General features: G+C 57.1%; 21 protein-coding genes and 3 tRNA genes. 12 read left to right on the top strand and 12 right to left on the bottom strand.

The features are described from left to right. Positions 1–124: 124 nt before the first annotated feature. From miaE to VF684_RS13750, 3 genes are all read right to left on the bottom strand, one after another. Entirely contained in the window at positions 125–883 is a 759-nt protein-coding gene (gene miaE / locus VF684_RS13760; protein WP_005346385.1) for a tRNA isopentenyl-2-thiomethyl-A-37 hydroxylase MiaE, read from the bottom strand. Positions 884–1,088: 205 nt separating this feature from the next. Continuing rightward, positions 1,089–2,609, bottom strand: coding sequence for an amidophosphoribosyltransferase (gene purF, locus VF684_RS13755; RefSeq protein WP_005351229.1), 1,521 nt, complete (start codon positions 2,607–2,609; stop codon positions 1,089–1,091). Positions 2,610–2,630: 21 nt separating this feature from the next. Next, the gene (locus tag VF684_RS13750; RefSeq protein ID WP_257724838.1) at positions 2,631–3,119 is read right to left on the bottom strand and encodes a CvpA family protein; all 489 of its coding nucleotides are present in this window, start codon (positions 3,117–3,119) and stop codon (positions 2,631–2,633) included. An 8-nt stretch (positions 3,120–3,127) separates the two neighbouring features. Here VF684_RS13750 and VF684_RS13745 point away from each other — a divergent pair, with 8 nt between their 5' ends. Then, positions 3,128–3,304 carry a hypothetical protein gene (locus tag VF684_RS13745; protein ID WP_155395816.1) on the top strand — a complete coding sequence of 59 codons (177 nt, stop codon included), beginning with the start codon at positions 3,128–3,130 and terminating at the stop codon, positions 3,302–3,304. Positions 3,305–3,306: 2 nt separating this feature from the next. Here VF684_RS13745 and serS read toward each other — a convergent pair whose 3' ends face one another. From serS to lrp, 5 genes are all read right to left on the bottom strand, one after another. After that, complete coding sequence (gene serS / locus VF684_RS13740; protein ID WP_005351225.1) at positions 3,307–4,602, bottom strand: serine--tRNA ligase; 1,296 nt, start codon at positions 4,600–4,602, stop codon at positions 3,307–3,309. A 306-nt stretch (positions 4,603–4,908) separates the two neighbouring features. Then, a complete protein-coding gene (locus tag VF684_RS13735) occupies positions 4,909–6,246 on the bottom strand; it encodes a replication-associated recombination protein A (RefSeq protein ID WP_139440996.1) in 1,338 nt (445 codons plus the stop codon). 76 nt (positions 6,247–6,322) lie between these two features. Continuing rightward, positions 6,323–6,931: an outer membrane lipoprotein chaperone LolA gene (gene lolA / locus VF684_RS13730; RefSeq protein WP_139440995.1), complete on the bottom strand. Its 609-nt coding sequence runs from the start codon at positions 6,929–6,931 to the stop codon at positions 6,323–6,325. 80 nt (positions 6,932–7,011) lie between these two features. Then, positions 7,012–9,528 carry a DNA translocase FtsK gene (locus tag VF684_RS13725; protein ID WP_376898489.1) on the bottom strand — a complete coding sequence of 839 codons (2,517 nt, stop codon included), beginning with the start codon at positions 9,526–9,528 and terminating at the stop codon, positions 7,012–7,014. A 202-nt stretch (positions 9,529–9,730) separates the two neighbouring features. Then, on the bottom strand, positions 9,731–10,222 hold the full coding sequence (lrp, locus tag VF684_RS13720; protein ID WP_005300047.1) for a leucine-responsive transcriptional regulator Lrp: 492 nt from the start codon (positions 10,220–10,222) through the stop codon (positions 9,731–9,733). A 150-nt stretch (positions 10,223–10,372) separates the two neighbouring features. On the opposite strand from lrp, the gene ald reads away from it, so the two are divergent. The 3 genes from ald to VF684_RS13705 all read left to right on the top strand — a co-directional run bounded on the left by ald (position 10,373) and on the right by VF684_RS13705 (position 13,934). Further along, the gene (gene ald, locus VF684_RS13715; protein WP_005337098.1) at positions 10,373–11,488 is read left to right on the top strand and encodes an alanine dehydrogenase; all 1,116 of its coding nucleotides are present in this window, start codon (positions 10,373–10,375) and stop codon (positions 11,486–11,488) included. Positions 11,489–11,673: 185 nt separating this feature from the next. Next, complete coding sequence (gene trxB, locus VF684_RS13710; RefSeq protein WP_111900030.1) at positions 11,674–12,624, top strand: thioredoxin-disulfide reductase; 951 nt, start codon at positions 11,674–11,676, stop codon at positions 12,622–12,624. Between the two features lie 62 nt (positions 12,625–12,686). Beyond that, complete coding sequence (locus VF684_RS13705) at positions 12,687–13,934, top strand: diguanylate cyclase (protein ID WP_376898491.1); 1,248 nt, start codon at positions 12,687–12,689, stop codon at positions 13,932–13,934. A 108-nt stretch (positions 13,935–14,042) separates the two neighbouring features. On the opposite strand, the gene VF684_RS13700 is transcribed toward VF684_RS13705, so the two are convergent. Next, positions 14,043–14,513, bottom strand: a complete 471-nt coding sequence (locus VF684_RS13700; RefSeq protein WP_005337104.1) for a glycine zipper 2TM domain-containing protein — start codon at positions 14,511–14,513, stop codon at positions 14,043–14,045. A 19-nt stretch (positions 14,514–14,532) separates the two neighbouring features. Between VF684_RS13700 and aat the strand changes: the two genes are divergently transcribed. From aat to infA, 3 genes are all read left to right on the top strand, one after another. Next, positions 14,533–15,240 (top strand): leucyl/phenylalanyl-tRNA--protein transferase, encoded by a 708-nt coding sequence (aat, locus tag VF684_RS13695; RefSeq protein ID WP_440174311.1) that lies wholly within the window; start codon positions 14,533–14,535, stop codon positions 15,238–15,240. Then, entirely contained in the window at positions 15,237–15,953 is a 717-nt protein-coding gene (locus VF684_RS13690; RefSeq protein ID WP_040066402.1) for an arginyltransferase, read from the top strand. The genes aat and VF684_RS13690 overlap by 4 nt, the downstream gene beginning before the upstream one ends. A gap of 68 nt (positions 15,954–16,021) precedes the next feature. Then, entirely contained in the window at positions 16,022–16,240 is a 219-nt protein-coding gene (gene infA, locus VF684_RS13685; protein ID WP_005300033.1) for a translation initiation factor IF-1, read from the top strand. Positions 16,241–16,308: 68 nt separating this feature from the next. On the opposite strand, the gene clpA is transcribed toward infA, so the two are convergent. Continuing rightward, the gene (gene clpA / locus VF684_RS13680) at positions 16,309–18,564 is read right to left on the bottom strand and encodes an ATP-dependent Clp protease ATP-binding subunit ClpA (protein ID WP_005337110.1); all 2,256 of its coding nucleotides are present in this window, start codon (positions 18,562–18,564) and stop codon (positions 16,309–16,311) included. A 59-nt stretch (positions 18,565–18,623) separates the two neighbouring features. Beyond that, entirely contained in the window at positions 18,624–18,941 is a 318-nt protein-coding gene (gene clpS / locus VF684_RS13675) for an ATP-dependent Clp protease adapter ClpS (RefSeq protein WP_005337111.1), read from the bottom strand. A 229-nt stretch (positions 18,942–19,170) separates the two neighbouring features. Here clpS and cspD point away from each other — a divergent pair, with 229 nt between their 5' ends. Then, a complete protein-coding gene (gene cspD, locus VF684_RS13670; protein ID WP_005300025.1) occupies positions 19,171–19,389 on the top strand; it encodes a cold shock-like protein CspD in 219 nt (72 codons plus the stop codon). Positions 19,390–19,506: 117 nt separating this feature from the next. On the opposite strand, the gene folD is transcribed toward cspD, so the two are convergent. Next, positions 19,507–20,361, bottom strand: a complete 855-nt coding sequence (folD, locus tag VF684_RS13665; protein ID WP_005346435.1) for a bifunctional methylenetetrahydrofolate dehydrogenase/methenyltetrahydrofolate cyclohydrolase FolD — start codon at positions 20,359–20,361, stop codon at positions 19,507–19,509. A gap of 213 nt (positions 20,362–20,574) precedes the next feature. Here folD and VF684_RS13660 point away from each other — a divergent pair. The 4 genes from VF684_RS13660 to VF684_RS13645 all read left to right on the top strand — a co-directional run bounded on the left by VF684_RS13660 (position 20,575) and on the right by VF684_RS13645 (position 22,347). Continuing rightward, a tRNA-Pro gene (locus VF684_RS13660) sits at positions 20,575–20,651 on the top strand. 37 nt (positions 20,652–20,688) lie between these two features. Then, positions 20,689–20,765, top strand: a tRNA-Arg gene (locus VF684_RS13655). Between the two features lie 124 nt (positions 20,766–20,889). Next, positions 20,890–20,965, top strand: a tRNA-His gene (locus VF684_RS13650). A 164-nt stretch (positions 20,966–21,129) separates the two neighbouring features. Then, positions 21,130–22,347 (top strand): J domain-containing protein, encoded by a 1,218-nt coding sequence (locus VF684_RS13645; protein ID WP_109422568.1) that lies wholly within the window; start codon positions 21,130–21,132, stop codon positions 22,345–22,347. Positions 22,348–22,394 lie beyond the last annotated feature (47 nt).

The raw sequence follows: 22,394 nt of genomic DNA, 5'->3' as shown, positions 1-22,394 counted from the left end.
GCCAAAAGCAGGAAGGAGGTACGACAGAAAAAAAGATCCCGGCTCAGGGCCGGGAATTGCGCTCAAAAGTAACTACTTGTCGCTCGTAGTAGGAACAGGGCAATAGTAGTTTGCCCCCTGTGCGTCAACAACTGTCAGATGTGACAGGCAGGCCGCTATGGAACCGGAACTGCGGATCCGGCGAGCAGATTAGCTCGGCTTCCAGCTTGCCAAAGAAGGCCACCCGTTCGCTGATATCCTCCCCTGCGTACTGTTCGGCCAGGCTCAGGTAATCCTGATAGTGGCGCGCTTCGGAGCGCAGCAAAGAGACATAGAAGCGGCTCAGCTCTTCGTCCAGATGGGGCGCCAGCTTGGCAAAGCGCTCGCAGGAGCGGGCCTCGATATAGGCGCCGATGATCATCTTGTCGACTATGGTGGCAGGCTCATGGGTGCGCACATGCTGCATCAACTGGCGGGCATAGCGGGAGGCCGTCACCGGCCCGTATTCGATGCCGCGGGCCTGCATGATCTCCAGCACCTGCTCGAAGTGATGCAGCTCCTCCTGAATGAGCCGTACCATGGGAAACAGCAGTGGATTGCGCTCCAGCTCGGCAAAGACGGTGCGATCAGACTCCCCCATGCTGCGTTTGCCCAGGATCTCGGCCTTCTCCGGAATGGCATCCAGCTCGCGATAGAACTCCAGCTTGGGCAGCAGATGGCGCTTGCCCTTAGGCAGGCAGTAGCGGCGCACCAGACTGTGGGCAGTGAGTGCGGCCTTGGTCTCGCAGTTGGCGTGATCGATGAGCAGGGTCGGTAAACGGGCCGGATCCCGCGCCATCTCCACCCACTCATCCGGGGTCTCGCACTGCAAAAACTGGCGCACTGGGGCTAGCAGATCATCCATCTGAACTCTCGTCTCTTAAAAGCGTATCGATCATATATGTTGCCGCCTATGCTAGCGGATCCCGCTGGCCATGCCCATATCCGGCAAGATAAACGGATGTTTTTCAAACAGATACCCCCTACCCCTTCTGCTGGTGCGAGGCAAAAACGACAATGGGGGCCACTGGCCCCCATCTCGCTATCCCATCCGGCAAAACCGCAAACGTTTAACTGCCTTCGTTAAAAATTTCCAGATTGCTGGTGCCTTCCTGCCATTCACGCACCGCTTTGGTGTCATCGTTGCGCAGGGCATTGAGGTGATCCAGATAGGACTGGTCCACGTCGGAGGTGACGTAGTGGCCATTGAAGACCGAGGTCTCGAAGTGACGCAGATCCGGGTTGATCTCCCGTACGGCGGCTTCCAGATCTTCCAAATCCTGGAAAATCAGACCGTCAGCGCCAATCAGCTTGCACACCTCTTCCACTTCACGGCCGTGGGCAATCAGCTCGTTGGCGGTGGGCATGTCGATGCCATAGACGTTGGGGAAGCGAATTTCCGGCGCCGCCGAGGCGAAGTAGACCTTGGCTGCCCCCGCTTCACGGGCCATCTGGATGATCTGCTCGGACGTGGTACCACGCACGATGGAATCATCCACCAGCAACACCTTCTTGCCCTTGAATTCGGAGCTGATGGCGTTGAGCTTGCGGCGCACCGACTTCTTGCGCTGGGTCTGGCCCGGCATGATGAAGGTACGGCCGATGTAGCGGTTCTTCACGAAGCCCTGACGGTATGGCAGATCCAGGGTGTGGGCGATCTCCAGCGCCACGTCACAGGAGGTCTCGGGGATGGGGATAACCACATCGACGTCGAGATCTTCCCACTCGCGGGCAATCTTCTGACCCAGCTTGCGACCCATGTTGAGGCGGGCGGCGTAGACCGAGACCTTGTCGATGCACGAATCGGGACGGGCGAAGTAGACGTATTCGAAGATGCAGGAGCTCATCTGCGGGTTCTCCGCACACTGCTCGGAGAAGAGCTGGCCCTGCTCGGTAATGTAGATAGCTTCACCCGGCGCAATATCCCGCACCGTTTCGAAACCGATGGCGTCGAGCGCCACGCTCTCGGAGGCGAGCATGTACTCCACCTGGCCCTGCTCGTCCTGACGACGACCGAGGATCAGTGGGCGAATGCCGTTGGGATCGCGAAAACCGATGAGACCATGGCCAATCACCAGCGAGACCACCGCATAAGCACCGCGGATCTGCTGATGGGTTCTGCGCACCGCGGCGAAGATATCTTCGGGGCGCAGGGCCATCTTGTCACAGCGATCCAGCTCGTGGGCCAGCACGTTCAGCAACACTTCCGAGTCGGAGGTGGTGTTGATGTGGCGGCGGGCGACCTTGAACTGCTGCTCCTTGAGCTCCTTGGCGTTGGTGAGGTTACCGTTATGGGCCAGCACCATGCCGTAGGGAGAGTTGACATAAAAAGGTTGGGCTTCAGCGGCACTTGAGCTGCCTGCGGTGGGATATCTGACATGACCTATGCCGATGTTCCCTTGCAAACGCTGCATGTGGCGCACTTCAAACACGTCCTTCACCAGGCCATTGGCCTTGCGTTGCCGGAAGTTTCCACTATCAATGGTCACAATCCCGGCGGCATCCTGTCCCCTGTGCTGCAACACCGTCAAGGCGTCGTAGAGGGCCTGATTGACGGGGGTGGTGCCAACTATACCGACAATACCACACATGTCTTTGCTACCTCGAAGTCACTATACCTGTTTAAGAAAACTGGATGAGTTCAACATGAACCCGAAAAACCACTGGATCACCGGCTTGAACTCCGGCACCAGCTTGGACGCCACCCACCAGTCTCTCTGGGAGAGGCTGGTGAAGGTATCCATGAAAAAAAGCAGGGCACTGACGATCAGCACCCCGCGAATTGCACCGAAACAGACCCCCAGCACCCGATCGGTACCGGAGAGACCCGTCTTGTCCACCAACAGGCCCACCACATAGTTGACCACGCTGCCGAGGATCAGGGTCGCCACAAACAGCGCCGCGATGGCCAGACCGTTGCGAACCAGCGCGTCGGAGAAGGAGGTGAAATAGACGGCGAGATCGGGATAGAAATGGCTGGCAATAAAGAAGGCGACGAACCAGGTGACAAGAGACATGGCCTCCTTGACGAAGCCGCGCACCAGGCTGATGAGAGCAGAGAAACCGACGATGCCGATGATGGCGTAATCAATCCAGACCATAGAAAAAGATGTCCTGCGAAATTGCGGCGCAGTCTAACAAAAACGATTGCGCATTGCTTGATAAAAATGTGTTAACTGTTCAAAGCGACGCCGAAAAGCCGCATTTTTTCAGCACTAAAACGGTTGATCGGCGCCAGAATGCACAACGCCATGGCAATGCCATGGCGTTGTGGTCAGCGGCGTGAGCTTACCCGATGTGGGTCAGGCCACCCATGTAGGATTGCAGCGCAGCCGGGATGGCGATGCGACCATCTTCCTGCTGGTAGTTCTCCATCACGGCAACCAGGGTACGACCCACCGCCAGACCGGAGCCGTTCAGGGTGTGCAGCAGCTGCGGCTTGCCGTCGATGCGCACGCGAGCCTGCATGCGGCGCGCCTGGAAGTCGGTGCAGTTGGAGACAGAGGAGATCTCGCGGTAAGTATTCTGGGCCGGCAGCCACACTTCCAGATCGTAGGTCTTGGAAGCGCAGAAGCCCATGTCACCGGTAGAGAGCGCCATCACGCGATACGGCAGCTCCAGAAGTTGCAGCACCTTCTCGGCGTGACCCACCATCTCCTCCAGCGCATCCCAGGATTTCTCCGGGTGAACCAGCTGAACCATTTCGACTTTGTCGAACTGGTGCATACGAATGAGGCCACGGGTATCACGACCGTAGGAACCGGCTTCAGAGCGGAAGCAGGGGCTGTGGGCGGTCATCTTGATTGGCAGCTCTTGGGCGTCAAAGATCTCGTCACGGGCCATGTTGGTGAGCGGCACTTCGGAGGTCGGGATCAGAGAGAACTTGCGCAGCTTGCCTTCTTCTTCTCCTTCACCTTCGATACCGGTGTTGAACAGGTCCTGAGCAAATTTCGGCAACTGACCGGTGCCATAGAGGCTGTCCGGGTTCACCAGATAGGGCACGTAGCACTCGGTGTAACCGTGCTGCTGGGTGTGCAGATCCAGCATGAACTGAGCCAGGGCACGGTGCAGACGGGCAATCTGACCCTTCATCACCACGAAACGGGTACCGGAGAGTTTGACGCCGTTCTTGAAATCAACGCCCTTGGCCGCTTCGCCCAGATCGATGTGATCGCGTACCGGGAAGCTGAACTCGCGCGGGGTACCCCAGCGGCGCACTTCCACGTTGTCGTTCTCGTCACGGCCCACCGGCGTGGTCTCGCTTGGCAGGTTGGGGATGGCGTCGGCAATGGCTTTCAGCTGGGCCAGCAGGGCATCCAGCTCGACCTTGCTGGTTTCCAGCTCGTCGTTGATCTTGGTCACTTCGGCCTTGAGCGGGGCAACATCTTCACCACGACGGGCAGCTTCACCGATGGATTTGGAGCGGGCGTTGCGCTCGGCCTGCAGCTCCTGGGTACGGGACTGCAGATCCTTGCGTTTCTCTTCCAGAGCGTTGACAGCCGCTACGTCCAGAACGTAGCCACGTGTCGCCAGACGAGCGGCAGCCTCTTCGATATCGCTGCGCAGATATTTGGGATCCAGCATGGTTTACCTACTTTTTTAAAATGGGATCTGGGCCTGAGTCGTCATGACGGGCTGGGAAACAGATCCGGAAGTTAACATCGGTTGGCGCACCCCAATCGTCTTCAGAATCGGGCCTTAACTATCAGGCCTTCGAGATCAAGAAGATGGCGCAAGGCCAAGACAAGCGGGGTCAGACGGGCAGTGTAGCAGACCGCCCCCCCGCCCGAACAGGGACTATTTGTGTCGTTTTTACCGACTTTGGCACGCAAACCGTCCTGCATATTCAAACGCCTGACCAATTTTCAGCCATGCGAGGTAATAAAGGGGCTATTTGCCCCGTTGCTGCGGACTTTGCCTGTCCAGTTCATGGAGGTAATCGAGCTTCTGGCCAATCTGCTTTTCAAGGCCGCGATCGGTGGGCTGGTAGTACTGCTTGCCCGCCAGCTCGGGCGGGAAATACTGCTCGCCCGCAGCATAGGCGCCCGGCTCATCATGGGCATAGCGATACTCGGCGCCATAGCCCAGATCGCTCATCAGCTTGGTCGGCGCATTGCGCAGGTGCACCGGCACCTCGAAGTCAGGGAGGTTTTTGGCATCATGAAGCGCCGCCTTCCAGGCGGTGTAGACCGCATTGCTTTTCGGGGCACAGGCGAGATAGACGATCGCCTGGGCGATGGCCCGCTCCCCTTCCGCCGGACCGATCCGATGGAAGCAATCCCAGGCCGACAGGGCGACCTGCATGGCTCGGGGATCGGCATTGCCCACATCTTCCGAGGCAATCGCCAGCAAGCGGCGGGCTATATAGAGGGGATCGCAACCGGCGCTCACCATGCGGGCGTACCAATAGAGTGCCGCATCCGGCGCCGAGCCGCGAATGGATTTGTGCACCGCAGAGATGAGGTCGTAGAAGTGATCGCCTCCCTTGTCGAAGCGGGCCACGTGCTCCCCCACCACGGCGGCGAGCAGGGTACTGTCGATCACCCGCGCCCCTGTGCTGTCGGTTTCGGCCATGTCGGCCAACAGCTCCAGATAGTTGAGGGATTTACGCCCGTCCCCATCCACCGCCTTGGCCAGCGCCTCTTTGACGCCGGGGGCGAAGGTGAGTGCCGGATCATTGAGACCACGGGGATCGGTCATCGCCTGATCGAGCATGGCGAGAATATCGCTCTCCTCCAGCCGCTTGAGCAGATAGACCCGGGCTCGTGAGAGCAGTGCGTTGTTGAGTTCGAACGAGGGATTTTCGGTGGTGGCACCGATAAAGGTGATGGTGCCATCTTCGATGTGAGGCAGGAACACATCCTGCTGGCTCTTGTTGAAGCGGTGCACCTCATCCACAAACAGAATGGTGCGCACCCCGCGCCAGCTGTTCTCCTTCGCCTTGTCGATGGCGGCGCGGATCTCCTTGATACCGGAGGTGACCGCAGAGAGTCGCTCCACTTCCGCCTGACAGTAGTGAGCCATCAACTCCGCCAGCGTGGTCTTGCCGGTCCCGGGTGGCCCCCACAGGATCATCGAGTGGCAGTGACCCGCCAGAATGGCTTTGCGCAGGGGCTTGTCAGCCCCCAAGATATGTTGCTGACCGATATACTGGTCGAGGTTTTGCGGCCGCATCCGGGCCGCCAGCGGACGAAAGTCCGATGAGAAATCCAGCGACAAGTTACTCATCTGTATTGACCACCCAGCGTCACGCCACACACCTTTGACTGGCGCAGTGGCGAGCAATCCAACGACCGCTTGCTCATTAGCGCTGGTCGTCCAGCTCGACCCCCTTCGGGATCTTGAAAACAAATTCGTTGCCCTTGAGCACCGGCTTGCGGTTGAAGCTGCTCAGGGTGAATTCACTCCACTGCCCTTGCGCCTCTTTCACATCGAAACGACTGATGTTGTCTTGTCTGTCGAAGGTGACACGGAAGGAGGCGATCAGCTCATCCTTGTTGCGGCTGGTGACGGTGTAGATATCCCCCTGCTGGGTCACGTCATAGTTCTTCCAGAACTTGTCGTCATTGCCGGCGATCAGAATAAAGGGGGTGTTGAGCACCGCATCTTTCAGCTTGAGGGCGGTGACCTGCTCGACGAAGGGATCATAGACCCAGACATCCTGACCATCGGCCACGATCAGGCTCTCGTCCGGCGAGGTGGTGTGCCAGTTGAAACGGTTTGGCCGCTGCACCAGCAGATCGCCGCTGGCCTTTTGCAGCTCCTTGCCCTTGCTGTCATAGACGGTCTGGGCAAATTTGGCGGAGAAGAGGCTCACCCCCGCCAGCTTCTGTTTGAGATCACTGGCCGCATCGGCCCACACCTGGCTGCTGGCCATCAGCAGCACGGTACCCATCAACAGTTGTTTTTTCATCACGCTCTTCATAAAGACGCTCTCGATAAAAGGCCACGCCCGCGGAGGGCATGGCCAGGGATAGTATGAAACGGTGAGGCTTAGTCCCGCACCGGCGGCGGTGCCAGCACGTCGCGCTGACCATTGCCACCCGGTGAGCTGACGATGCCCTGATTCTCCATCTGCTCGATGAGACGGGCTGCCCGGTTGTAACCAATCTTGAACTTGCGCTGGACGCTGGAGGTCGAGCCACGGCGGGACTCCACCACGAAAGCAACCGCTTCGTCGAACAGGGGGTCGAGCTCTTCATCGCCACCACTGCCATATTCGCCGCTGCCACCTTCGCCACCCGACTCACCGGAGAGGATCTCCTCGATGTAGTTCGGCTCGCCGCGCAGTTTCCAATCCGCCACCACCTTGTGCACTTCGTGGTCATCGACAAAGGCACCGTGTACCCGGGTCGGGTTGGAGGTACCGGCCGGCATGTAGAGCATGTCGCCCATACCGAGCAGAGATTCGGCGCCGCCCTGATCGATGATGGTGCGCGAGTCGATCTTGCTCGATACCTGGAACGAAATACGGGTCGGGATGTTGGCCTTGATAAGACCGGTAATCACATCCACTGACGGACGCTGGGTCGCCAAAATAAGGTGAATACCGGCGGCCCGCGCCTTCTGGGCGATACGGGCGATCAGCTCTTCCACCTTCTTGCCGACGATCATCATCATGTCGGCAAATTCGTCCACCACCACCACGATGTGGGGCAGTTTCTCCAGCTCCGGCGGCATCTGATCCATGGAGTCACCCGGACGCCACAACGGATCCAGCAGGGGTTCCCCCTCCTCGATGGCAGCCAGTACCTTGTCGTTGTAGCCCTTGAGGTTGCGCACCCCGACTGCCGACATCAGCTTGTAACGGCGCTCCATCTCGCCCACACACCAGCGCAGGGCGTTGGCGGCATCCTTCATGTCGGTCACCACCTCGGTCAGCAGATGCGGGATCCCTTCGTAGACCGAGAGTTCCAGCATCTTGGGGTCGATCATGATAAAGCGCAGATCATCGGGGGATGACTTGTAGAGCATCGAGATGATCATGGTGTTGACCCCCACCGACTTACCGGAACCTGTGGTACCAGCCACCAGCAGGTGCGGCATCTTGGCCAGGTTCACCACCACCGGCTCCCCTGCGATGTCCTGACCCAGGCCCATGGTGAGCGGGTTGCGGCTATCGCGGAAAGCATCGCAGTCGAGGGTTTCGCGCAGGTAAACGGTCTGGCGCACCCGGTTGGGCAGCTCGATACCGACATAGGTTTTCCCCGGGATCACTTCCACCACCCGCACGCTGCTGGCAGAGAGGGAACGGGCCAGATCGCGCGAGAGGTTGGTGATCTTGCTCGCCTTCATGCCCGGCGCCAGATCCAGCTCGAAACGGGTAATGACCGGGCCCGGATAGACACCCACCACCTTGGCCTGCACGTTGTAGTCGGCAAGCTTGGCCTCCACCAGACGGCCCATGCGATCCAGCTCATCCTTGCTCATCATCTGGGTCTTGGCGGGTGGACGGTCGAGCAGTTCGATACTCGGCAACGGCGGCAGCGTAGATTGCGGACGACGCTTGGGCTTGGTCGGTGCGACGGCTACCGGCGCGGCAACCTCGTCGTCCCCTTCGGCCCAGGGCAGATCCAGATCGTCCTCATCATCGTCATCGGCCACAGCCAGTACCGGCTGGCGGCGACCATTGGCGGCCGCCACCGCACGTTTAGGCTTGGCAGCCGGAGCTGGCTCGTCATCTTCATCATCAAACTGGGGATCGAACTCGAAGGTATCGTCGTCGAGTTCCGGCAGCCACTCTTCGGCGGCAGCCTTCTGATTCTTGGCCTTGGGCTTGCGAGTCCAGCTGGTATGCGGCTCATCTTCCTCGTCATCAAACGCGATGGCCCCTACCCCGCCTTCCAGCAAGGGATCCGGCCCCTCGTTGCGGGGTTGACGCCAGCCACCGGTCAGCCAGCGGCCAAGGGTGGTCGGGAAGTGGTAAACAGCGCTGACCGAACCGGTACAGGCCGCACCAATCTGCTCGACGATGGTGAGCCAGGACCAGCCGGTAAACAGGGTGATACCGGTTGCCACGAAGCAGAGCAGCATCAGGTTGGCCCCGACGCCGCCAAACAGCGGCACTACTGCAGAAGCGATCACATCCCCCACCAGACCACCGGCGGAGAAGTTTTGCATATCGTTGAAGTTCATGCTGGCAATGGCCGACATGCCGAGCACAGTCAGGATAAAGCCGATGATCCGCACCCCCAGGGTGAGGTAATCCACATCGAGCAGACGGCTCGGGCGCCAGAACAGACTCCAGCCCAGCAGCACCACCAGCGGCGGCACCAGATAGGAGAAGGCACCAAAGGTAAACATGGTGATGTCGGCGAGCCAGGCACCGGCACTACCGGCGAGGTTCTTCACCTCCCCTTGCCAGGAGGTCTGGGACCAGCCGGGATCAGCGGGATGATAGGACAACAGGGCAAGCAGAAGATAAGCAGCCATCAGGGTGATGGCGATCAAGACGGCTTCGAAGATCCGTTGTGTACCTGATAAAGGAGTAAACAGCTTTTTATCGGCCAAACTCCGGCTCCTTTCTGAAAACATGTAATGCAGGAAATAAGGGGGCCTAGTATCCCCGAAAAGCCCATCGATTGTCAGCCAGAGCCTGATGGGACGGGGCCATATTTGCAATTATCTTTACAAGAAGAAACGAGCGGACCGGCCGCTCGTTTCTGACTGTCATGGTGTCTCATATGGAAAAGATACCACGGCATAACCTGCTTTATCGGGTGCTGATCACCAGACGACTGCTCTGCTTGACCTCTTCCATCACCACGTAGGTGCGGGTGTCATTGACACCGGGCAGACGCAGCAGGGTTTCCCCCAACAGACGGCGGTAAGCCGACATGTCGCTGACTCGGGTCTTGAGCAGATAGTCGAAGTCACCGGAAACCAGATGACACTCCTGGATCTCTTCGAGTACCTGAACAGCCTTGTTGAACTGTTCAAACACATCAGGCGCCCCGCGATTGAGGGTTATCTCTACAAACACCAGCAGAGATGCGTCCAGATAATGAGGGTTCAGAATAGCGGCATATCCTTCGATATAACCTTGTCGCTCGAGGCGACGAACCCGTTCCAGACACGGTGTAGGACTCAGGCCAACTCGCTTGGACAACTCAACATTCGAAATCCTGCCATCCTTTTGCAGTTCATTAAGAATGTTGCGGTCAATCCTGTCCAAATCCTTTAGCCGACTCTTAGCTTCCATCATTTTATTCCATCCTTTGGCTATTTTTTGGTAAGAATCACCAGTCATTTTATAATTATGGTCACAAATCCTGTCAATACCTGAATATACTAGGCGCAAATGTTGGTTAACATTTTGGCAACATGAAACACCAATCTATAGACGAGGGATAGCATGATTATCGGTGTACCTAAAGAGATAAAAAACCATGAATACCGCGTAGGCATGGTTCCGGCCAGTGTACGTGAACTGACAGCACGAAACCATACTGTTTTCGTCCAAAGCGGTGCCGGAAACGGCATTGGCTTCAGCGATGCAGATTATATCGCTGTTGGAGCCGAAATTTTGGCCTCTGCTGCAGAGGTTTTCGCCAAAGCCGAGATGATCGTCAAGGTCAAGGAACCTCAGCCTGTCGAATGTGCCATGCTGCGTCCGGGTCAAACCCTGTTCACCTATCTGCATCTGGCGCCAGACTTGCCCCAGACCGAAGCCCTGCTGAAAAGCGGCGCCATCTGTATCGCCTATGAAACCGTCACCGACGGCCGTGGCGGCCTGCCCCTGCTGGCCCCCATGTCAGAAGTTGCCGGACGCATGTCTATTCAGGCGGGTGCCCAAGCGCTGGAAAAATCGCGCGGTGGTAGCGGTGTGCTGCTCGGCGGCGTACCCGGTGTCGAACCGGCCAAGGTGGTGATCATCGGTGGCGGCGTGGTCGGCTCCAATGCGGCCCGCATGGCCATTGGCCTGCGCGCGGATGTCACCATCCTCGATAACAACGTCGATACCCTGCGCCGTCTCGATAACGAGTTCCAGGGAGCGGCCAAGGTGGTCTACTCCAACAGCGAGACGCTGGAACGCCATCTGCTGGCGGCCGATCTGGTCATCGGCGGTGTGCTGGTACCGGGTGCCACTGCGCCAAAACTTGTCCGCCGTGACCACATTGCGCGCATGAAGCCGGGTTCTGCCATCGTTGATGTGGCCATCGATCAGGGCGGCTGTGTGGAAACCTCCCACGCCACCACCCACCAGGATCCGACCTATATCGTCGATGAGGTGGTGCACTACTGTGTCGCCAACATGCCGGGGGCGGTGGCCCGCACCTCGACCGTGGCGCTCAACAATGCAACCCTCCCCTTTATCATCAAGCTGGCCCAGCAAGGGTATCGTCAGGCACTGCTGAGCGACCCCAACCTGTTGCACGGGCTCAACGTGATGGAGGGCAAGCTCACTTGCAAGGAAGTGGCCGTGGCACATGGCCTTGCCTACACGGATCCCCTGACCCTGCTGAACTGATCTGCGCTGGCCTGCGCCAGTTGGAGATGAGTGAAAATCCGCCCGCGATGGGCGGTTTTTTTATTCCTTTATTTTGCATGTCACCCCTTGTGAACACGATTAGTGCAATCGACTCACCAGCCTTTGACCCCGGATCACGAATTACCTACAATCGCGCAAACTCATCACATCCCGGAAATGACATCATGAGCCAAGTCACTCACAGCAAATTGCTGATCTTAGGGTCAGGCCCGGCCGGTTACACCGCGGCCGTCTATGCCGCCCGCGCCAACCTCAATCCCCTGCTCATCACCGGCATGCAGCAAGGGGGTCAGCTGACCACCACCACCGAAGTGGAGAACTGGCCAGGTGATCCGGAAGGGCTGACCGGCCCTGCCCTGATGGAGCGCATGAAAGCCCATGCAGAGAAGTTCGATACCCGCATCCTGTTTGATCACATCAACAGTGTCGAACTGACTCAGCGCCCGTTCCGTCTCAAGGGCGACAACGGCGAATACACCTGCGATGCCCTGATCATCGCGACCGGCGCCTCCGCCAAGTATCTGGGTCTGCCCTCCGAAGAGGCCTTCAAGGGTCGCGGCGTCTCCGCCTGTGCCACCTGTGACGGTTTCTTCTACCGCAATCAGGAAGTGGCGGTGATCGGCGGCGGCAACACCGCAGTTGAAGAAGCCTTGTATCTGGCCAACATCGCCAAGAAGGTGCACCTGATCCACCGCCGCGACGAATTCCGTGCCGAGAAGATCCTGATCAAGCGTCTGCACGACAAAGTTGCGAGCGGCAACATCGTGCTGCACACCCACCAGACCCTGGACGAAGTGCTGGGCGATCAGATGGGGGTCACCGGTGTGCGCCTGCGCAACACTCAGGACAACAGCACCAGCGAGCTGGCGCTGATGGGCGTCTTCATCGCCATCGGCCATCAGCCCAATACCCAGATCTTCGATGGCCAGCTGGAGATGCAAAACGGCTATCTGAAGGTACGTGGCGGCCTCGACGGTTTTGCCACCCAGACCAGCATTGAAGGTGTCTTCGCTGCCGGCGACGTGGCCGACCACAACTACCGTCAGGCGATCACCTCTGCCGGTACCGGCTGCATGGCAGCCCTCGATGCCGAACGCTACCTCGACGCGCAATAAATAAGCGCAGTTGTGATATAAGGCATACCAGTCGGTATGCCTTTTTTATTTGAAGGAGTCTAATGAAACAGAAGATATTGATTGTCGAAGATAGCCTGACCATCCGCCGTATGCTGACTCAGGCCATTGCCCAGCAAACTGGCCTCGAGATTGACGCCTTCGATACCCTCGAAGGTGCCCGTCACTGTCGGGGAGAGGAGTATGTGGTCGCGCTGGTGGACTTGACCTTGCCGGATGCGCCCCGTGGCGAAGCGGTCAACGAGCTGCTGGCTCGAGGTTTGCCGGTGGTGATCCTCACTGCCGACATCAGCGAGGATAAACGTGCCGCCTGGCTGGAAACCGGCGTGCTGGACTATGTGATGAAGGATTCGCGCCACTCGCTGCAATATGCCGTCAGTCTGGTGCACCGCCTCTATCTCAACCAGTCCATCGAAGTGCTGGTGGTCGACGACTCACGCACCTCCCGTCACCGCACCATGGCCCAGTTGCGCAAGCAGTTGTTGCAGGTGCATGAGGCCAGTCATGCCCGTGAAGCGATGGCGATGCTGGAGCAACACCCGGACATCCGGCTGGCACTGGTCGACTACTACATGCCGGATATCGATGGCATCAGTCTGGTGCGGATGCTGAGAGAGCGTTACAGCAAGCAGCAGCTCGCGATTATCGGGATCTCGGTCTCGGACAAGCGCGGTCTCTCTGCTCGCTATCTCAAGCAGGGCGCCAACGACTTTCTCAACCAGCCGTTCGAGCCGGAAGAGCTGCAGTGTCGGGTCAGCCACAATCTGGAAGCCCTTGAGCAGTTCAACAGTATTCAGGAATCAGCCAATCGTGACTACCTGACCGGTCTCTACAACCGGCGCTACTGGTTCAACGAAGGGCAAAAATGGTTTGAAGAGCATCAGCGCCAGCAGACGCCTCTCGCACTCTGTGTGCTCGATGTGGATCACTTCAAGCAGGTCAACGATCACTGGGGCCATGCCATCGGCGATCAACTGCTCTGCCATCTGACCCGGCTACTGACCCAGTTCTTCCCCGATGCCATGATCGCCCGCTTTGGCGGAGAGGAGTTTGCCATGATGGTGCCTCACTGTACCGTCCCCGTGTTGATCAAGCGTCTTGAAGGGCTGCGTCAGCAGCTGCGCCAGCAACCTTTGTCACCGGAAACCCCGCTCTTTGTTCGCGCCAGTTACGGCGTGGTCAGCGTCGGGCGGATATCCATGGACGAGGCGCTGAGCGTAGCGGATCGGCTGCTCTATCAGGCAAAGAACACCGGTCGCGACAAGATAGTCTCTCAAGAGATAACTATCTGAATCCTCAGGGCATCAGTCCCGTGTATTACCGCCCGACAGACTTTCCAGCAGGAGAGTCTGCGGGTTCCTTCCCTGCCACAGTCTCCCCATCACCATGACTATCGAAAGTCAGTAAGTCTTGTCGACCCGCACCCCATCATCGAAGTAGAGAATGCGCACCTTGTCCCCATTGGCAAAGACCATGGCGGGATCATAATCCTGGATCACGTTGATAAGGGCATTTTGCTCGTTGCGGATCAGCAGCTCCACCAACTTGTTTTCCACCACGGTTCCCCCGGACTGGTATTGCTGCGCAGCTGCAGCACCTGCGAGCGCCCCGACGGCGGTGGCGATTTCACGGCCATGACCGCCGCCAAACTGGTTGCCCAGCAGGCCGCCCAACACGGCACCACCCAGCGTCTTCCAGCCAGAGTGCTCGGACTCCAGGATCTGGCGCTGGGTAATATTGCGCACCGTTTCGACCTGACCAAACACCACCTGATTGACCGGCCGCGCGGTATTGCGCTGGTAGACCTCCGCCCCGGCGGGCGCCGTGACAAAGCAGAGCAAGCTGGATACTATCAGGATAATGGCCTTCATCTATGAACCTCGTTGCCTTATGTCTCGCTATCTTACCCAACTGGATGATGAGCTTTGCTGGTTTCCCGACCCCAGCCATGCGCTGGAAGAGCCCAACGGCTTGCTGGCGATCGGCGGGGATCTCTCCCCTGCCAGATTGCTGGCAGCTTACCACAAGGGGATCTTCCCGTGGAATGAACCACACCAGCCAACCCTGTGGTGGTCACCTGATCCGCGCGGGGTGATCCGTCCCGACCAACTCCATGTGGGGCGGACACTGCAGAAGATTATCCGCCGTACCCCATTCGATATTTCCGTCAATCGCGCCTTTAATGAAGTCATCACTGCCTGCGCCGCCCCTCGTCGCACTGCCGATGGCACCTGGATCAGCCAACCCATGATCGAGGCCTACCAGCAGTTGCATCGGCTGGGTCATGCCCACTCTATCGAGATCTGGCAGGAGGGAGAGCTGCAAGCGGGACTGTATGGCCTCTCTATCGGCCGACTGTTTTGCGGTGAATCCATGTTCAGCCGGATTGATAACGGCGCCAAACTTGCCATGGTGGCACTCTGTCGCCACTTCGCCCGCCATCGCGGCGCCATCATCGATTGCCAGATGCAAAACCCGTTTCTGGCGACCCTGGGTATCGAGGAGTGGCCAAGGGCCCGTTTCCTGGCCGAGCTGGCGCGCCTTGGCCATCAACCACTGTTGGCTTCCTGCTGGCAAGAGGGGGAGATCAGCCTATGACTGAAGAAGTGATCCTAAAAGTAGGGCTGACTCCCAAGCATCCCTGCAGTTATCTGGACCATGAACAGGAGCAGTTGCTGGTGCTGATGGATCACAATCTGCTCAACGCCAACGGTTACGAGCGATTGTTGACTGCCGGTTTTCGCCGCAGTGGCAACGACATCTATCGCCCCCACTGCCCGGCGTGCCATGCCTGCCAGTCCCTTCGTATTCACAGCGAACGCTTTCGCCCCAGCCGCGGCCAGAAACGGATCCGCCAGCTCAACAAAGATATCGAGATCGTCCTGAGCTACGATGACAAACCCGAGTATTACCTGCTCTACGAACGCTATATCCGCGAACGCCACCACGATGGCAGCATGTATCCCCCCAACCGCAGCCAGTATCGCGGGTTTCTCCATTGTGACTGGATGCCGCCACTCTATCTGGAGATGCGCAAGGAGGGCCGTCTTATCGGCGTGGCCACCACAGACCTGCTACCCCACTCCTTGAGCGCCATGTACACCTTCTTCGATCCGGATTATGCCGATCGCTCCCTGGGCACCTTTGCCATCCTTTGCCAGCTCGATCTGGCCAGGCGAACCGGGCGAAGCTGGCTCTATCTTGGCTATCTGGTAGAGGCGTGTCGCAAGATGAATTACAAACGCAATTACCTCCCTCATGAGCTGTTAATTCAGGGGGAATGGAAAAATATCGACACCAAGCCCGAGTAAACTTTACACATAGCCTTAAATCCGGCATGATCCAGCGGTTTTTTGTTGTGGCTTATCAAGAGGATTCAATGGCTAAAGAAGACAGTATTGAGATGCAGGGCACTATTCTCGAAACCCTGCCCAATACCATGTTCCGTGTGGAACTGGAGAATGGTCACGTGGTTATCGCTCATATTTCAGGCAAGATGCGCAAAAACTACATTCGTATCCTGACTGGAGACAAAGTAACGGTAGCACTGACTCCCTACGATCTCTCCAAGGGACGTATTGTTTTCCGCTCTCGCTAAGCCAGGAATTCAGCAAAAAACCCCAACCTTTCGGTTGGGGTTTTTTGTCGTTTTCTGATCACTGACGCTTAGTGGGAAACAGCTTCAACATTGACCTGAAAATCAAAGCTGAGGCTGTCATTTACCAACTCAACCTTCACAATTCCCCCGTCAACCAGTGAACCGAACAGGATCTCGTTGGCCAGGGGTTTCTTGAGGTGCTCCTGGATTACCCGCCCCATCGGTCTGGCGCCCATGGCTCTGTCATATCCCTTCTCTGCCAACCAGTGGCGGGCACGCTCGGACACCTCGAGAGAAACTCCCTTCGCATCCAGTTGAACCTGCAATTCGACAATGAACTTGTCGACCACCTGATGGATCACCGTCATATCGAGATGGTTGAACCAGATGGTGTGATCAAGCCGGTTACGGAACTCCGGACTGAAGGTCTTGTTGATCACCGCCATGGCATCGTGGCTCAAATCCTGTTGCTGGAAGCCAATCGATTTGCGTTGGGTCTCCTGCACACCGGCGTTGGTAGTCATGACCAAAATCACGTTGCGGAAATCCGCCTTGCGCCCGTTGTTGTCGGTCAGGGTGCCGTTGTCCATCACCTGCAACAGCAGATTGAATACGTCCGGGTGAGCTTTCTCAATTTCGTCAAGCAACACAACGGAATGAGGATGCTTGATCACCGCATCAGTCAGCAGACCACCCTGCTCAAAACCAACATAGCCGGGAGGCGCACCAATCAGACGTGAGACGGTGTGACGCTCCATGTACTCGGACATATCAAAGCGCAGCATCTCGACACCCAATGCCTTGCCCAACTGCTGGGTCACCTCTGTTTTACCAACACCGGTAGGACCGGCAAAGAGGAAGCAACCAACCGGGCGACGCTCGTTACCCAAACCTGAACGAGAGAGGCGAATCGCATCGGTCAGCACCTCGATGGCTTTATCCTGACCAAAGACCACCATCTTCAGATTGCGTTCCAAGTTCTTCAGTACTTCTTTATCTGAAGAGGAGACTGATTTTTCCGGAATGCGGGCGATCTTGGCTACGATGGACTCAATTTCCTGCACATTGATCACTTTCTTGCGCTTGCTCGCCGGCAGTAACCGTTGACCGGCACCCGCCTCGTCGATCACATCGATCGCCTTGTCGGGTAGGTGACGATCATTGATGTACTTGGCGGAGAGCTCGGCAGCTGCACGGATCGCCTTGGCGGTATAGCGTACACCGTGGTGGGCTTCGTAGCGACTCTTGAGCCCCATCAGGATGCGAGTGGTGTCATCGATAGTCGGCTCGACAATATCGATCTTCTGGAAGCGACGGGCCAGCGCACGGTCTTTCTCGAAGATCTGGGCGTACTCCTGATAAGTGGTGGATCCCACACAGCGGAGCAAACCATTGGAGAGCAGCGGCTTGATCAGGTTGGCCGCATCCAGCTGACCACCGGATGCCGCACCGGCACCAATGATGGTATGGATCTCGTCGATAAAGAGAATAGCCCCTTCCTGACGCTCAATCTGCTTGAGCAGTACCTTGAGGCGCTTCTCGAAATCACCACGGTATTTGGTGCCCGCCAGCAGAGAACCCATATCCAGCGAATAGATGGTACTGCCCGCAATCACCTCGGGGACATCCCCCTTGACGATGCGATAGGCCAACCCTTCAGCAATGGCGGTTTTCCCCACGCCAGCTTCACCCACCAGCAGCGGGTTGTTCTTGCGACGACGGCAGAGCACCTGAATGGTACGGTTGAGCTCCTGATCACGGCCAATCAGCGGATCGATGCGCCCTTCCAGCACCAGCTGGTTCAGGTTGGTGGCAAAGCTCTCGATCTGTGCGGCCGAGACATCATCATCAGACTCGGGATTGTTATTGCTGCCGAGATCCGGCTTGCTGTCCTTGCGCACACCGTGGGAGAGGAAATTGACGACGTCGAGACGGCTGATCTCGGCTTTTTTCAGGAAATAGGCAGCTTGTGACTCCTGCTCACTGAAGATAGCGACCAGCACGTTGGCGCCGCTGACTTCGGTATTGCCGGAGGATTGCACATGGAAGACGGCACGCTGCAACACGCGCTGGAAGCCCAGTGTCGGCTGGGTTTCACGATCTTCATCGTCGCGCGGTATGAGCGGAGTAGTTTGGGTGATAAATGCGCGGATCTCCTTGCGCATCTGCTCGACATCGGCACCACAGGAGCTCAGCGCCTCATGGGCTGAACTGTTATCCAGAAGGGCTAACAACAGGTGCTCGACGGTCATGAATTCGTGGCGCTCGTCACGGGCCAGTTTGAAAGCCTCGTTCAGCGTCTTTTCTAGATCTTTATTCAACATAGGCACCTCCCCTAGTACAGCTACAATGTGGTGTCACACTCGCCATCAAGTCATCAGATTCAAGCCTTTTCCATAGTACAGAGCAGTGGATGTTCGTTGTTACGTGCATAGGTGTTGACCTGGACAACCTTGGTTTCGGCGATCTCTGCGGTAAACATGCCGCAGACACCCTTACCACTATAATGCACACTCAGCATGACCTGAGTCGCCTTGTCCAAATCCATACCAAAGAACTTTTGCAGCACCTCCACCACGAACTCCATCGGGGTGTAGTCATCGTTGTTCAACACAACTTTATACATGGGTGGCGGCTGCAGCTTTGTTTTCTCTGCTTCTGCAATCTCTTCATTAGCAAAGAGTTCTTTCTGCTTGCTCATAATCGCGCTTTGGTACCTCTAGATTACTACCGTCTAACACAAGGTTGTCAATAGACTTGTTAACCAGATCACATCAGCTGTTAACAACTTCTTGACTCGCTCAAAAGTTAGACTAGATTGGTTACTTGCTAATCTGTGCCCGTCTGCTATGGGCCCATGTCCCTAGTTATAAAGGGCTGGCGCAGGTTACTCAACGACTTCTGGGTAATCAATAAAAGGATGTAGAAGTATGGCAACCGGCACAGTTAAGTGGTTTAACAACGCAAAAGGATTTGGGTTTATCTGTCCGGAAGGGGGCGGTGAGGATATATTCGCTCACTACTCCACGATTCAAATGGAGGGCTACAAGACCCTGAAAGCGGGTCAGGCTGTCAATTTTGAACTGCAACAGGGGCCAAAAGGAAATCACGCCTCTGTGATTGTGCCAAACGAAGCACAAAATATGTAAATAACACCCGTTGGATAAATAAAAAACCGGTTCCTCTCTGAGCAACCGGTTTTTTATTGTCAGATTTCTGGCGAATCCTGCCTCCTCACAGGATCACAGGGTTATCACCAGCCATGATCAGTCGTGATATTCACTGCAGGCGATCAGGGTATTTTCCATCAGGCTGGCGACCGTCATCGGGCCCACGCCACCGGGTACCGGGGTAATGAAGGAGGCATGGCTGCGCGCCGTCTCAAACTCTACATCCCCGACCAGCGAGCCATCAGCCAGACGGTTGATGCCCACATCGATCACCAGTGCCCCCGGTTTGATCCACTCCCCAGGGATGAAGTTGGGCTTGCCGACTGCGACAACCAGCAGATCGGCACGGCGTACCTGATCTTCCAGATCCCGGGTAAAGCGGTGACAGGTCGTGGTTGTGCAGCCCGCCAGCAGCAATTCGAGAGTCATGGGACGCCCCACTATGTTGGACGCTCCCACCACGACAGCATGCAGACCGTGCGTCTTCACGCCGGTGGTCTCGATCAGTGTCATGATCCCTTTCGGAGTGCAGGGGCGCAGCGCCGGAATACGTTGGGCCAGACGACCGACGTTATACGGGTGAAATCCATCTACATCCTTGTCAGGCTGGATCCGCTCCAGCACCTGAGTGGTATCAAAGTGATCCGGCAACGGCAGCTGAACCAGAATGCCATCTACGTGGCTATCCGCATTCAGCTGGTCAATCAGCGCCAGCAGCTCTTCCTGACTGGCGGTTGCACTCAGATCATAGGAGCGGGAGAGAAAACCCACCTCCTCGCACGCCCGACGTTTGCTGCCGACATAGACCTGAGAGGCGGGATCCGCCCCCACCAGAATGACTGCCAGCCCTGGAGCCCGTTTCCCTGCCGCCAACCGCTGTTGGACTTGCGCCGCGACCTGGCTGCGAATCGTTTGCGCAACCTGTTTTCCATCTATGATTTTGGCAGACATCGTTCTCCACTCACCATGTGTTCAACTGCCGCGCATTGTCGCATTTTTTTAGCCGGGATGTTAGCGGCAGACGCACGCCAGACCTGTAGCGGGCAATAAGTAGGCACTTGAATTTACTGGGGGAAAAAGTCGTTGACGCTGGCCCTTACGCTTGGCTATGATGCCCGCCCGTTGCCCAGTACGACTCATGTCGATATGCTGGTCAGGGATTTTCGGTGATTAGCGCAGTCCGGTAGCGCATCTGGTTTGGGACCAGAGGGTCAAAGGTTCGAATCCTTTATCACCGACCATGTTCATCGACTCGTTCTTAAGACGTGTTGATACAAAGCGCCCTTAGCTCAGTTGGATAGAGCAACGGCCTTCTAAGCCGTGGGTCGCAGGTTCGAATCCTGCAGGGCGCGCCATTTAAAATGTGTTTTAAATCATTGAGTTATTGACGAAGAGTGTGACTTATCGTCCATTCGGCAGATTATCTCAAGATGACCTTGGCCACGCCTTGGCAGACACAAAATGGCGATGATTTCAGTGGTGGCTGTAGCTCAGTTGGTAGAGTCCCGGATTGTGATTCCGGTTGTCGTGGGTTCGAGCCCCATCAGCCACCCCATTATTTCTCTGTTGTTGCTATCTGTTGCGAAAGAAATGAAAGGCTTGAATATGGCCGGCAACTCATCAGCAAGGCAGACTTCGCGCAATTTATGCGCGGCGATAAACCGGCCCCGCGTCGGTTTTTTGTTTTAGCGAATCAATTAACGCCCATGGAGGCGGCTTATGTCTCTTCGTCATCCGGGTCGCAAGCAGCCCGCTCGCCAGCCCTCCCCCGCGACGGGCAACCCCGCCCTCGATCTCTTCCACCGCAACTGGCAAGCGCTCGAAAAGCTACAGGCAAAGATCGACAAGCAAGCCCTCAACGGCCGCGATATCTATCAGCGTTTCACCAGCGAAATAGAACCCCTTGAGCGTCAACAGTGCGAGCTCATCTTTGCCCTCGCCAAGCGCCTGGTCGATTTTACGGCTCGCAAGAGCTTTACCCTGTGGCAGCGGGAGACCTTGCACCACTGGATCCACGATCTCATCAGCTATATCGAGTCCAATCCGTTTCGTGGCGAGATGGATTTGGCTCCCCTCTTTCACCAAATCCAAACCAATACCGCCCTGCACATGGATGACGAACAGCTCGACTATCAGTGTGACGTTCTTACCCAGATGCTGATGGAGACTTGTGGCCACTGCCCCGATGACATCGATACCTTGCGCGAGATGCTCAAAAACCCCGATCGGTTGAACGAGTACATGATGAATGCGGCGCGCCAGCATATGGCCGAAGAGTGCAACACCGTCGATAAAGAAGAGGATGCCCGCTTCGACGATGATGAGTTGTTTGCCGATGAGCCTCTCTTCGGCACTGAGCAGCAAGATGCTTTTGCCCACGCGCGCACACGTCGTGAGCAAGAGGAAGAGGCGCGCATCGAACAGTTGTTCAGCAAATCCAGCCTCAAGCAGCTCTATCGCAAGCTCGCCCTGGCGCTGCACCCGGATCGGGAACCCGACCCCGTCATGCAGGCGGAAAAGACCCGCATCATGGGCCAACTCAGCCAGGCCTGGGAAAACAAAGAGATGTTCACCCTGTTGCAGCTGGCCCACACCCACCTGCCCGAGTTCGATAACCTGCTCAGTGACGAGAACCTCGCTTACCTCAACCCGATGCTGAAACGCCAGCTACGCGAGCTCGAAGTCAGCTACTACGGCGGGCAAGACGGGCTAATGGGCGCGGTGCTGCACAAATTCAAGCAATCATCCAAGAAAAAGACCGAGCAGGCCTTTGCCGAACATCGGGACTATTTGCTGCGTGATATCGACCACCTGACTGCCCAGCTGGCCGAGATCACCACCCTGCAGACCCTCAAACCCTATCTGGCGGCCCGCTGGGATCAGAAGCAAATGAGGTGGGATGAGGAAGAGGACGATATGGAATGGCTGTTTAGGTAATGGCCAGCGGTGACCGACCATCTCATCAAACAATCAAGGCGCCACTG

Source organism: Aeromonas sp. Lyrl_2, from assembly GCF_051948815.1.
GTDB lineage: Bacteria > Pseudomonadota > Gammaproteobacteria > Enterobacterales > Aeromonadaceae > Aeromonas > Aeromonas veronii.
The sequence above is the reverse complement of the archived record's forward strand: the minus strand, read 5'-3'. Positions and strand labels throughout refer to the sequence as shown.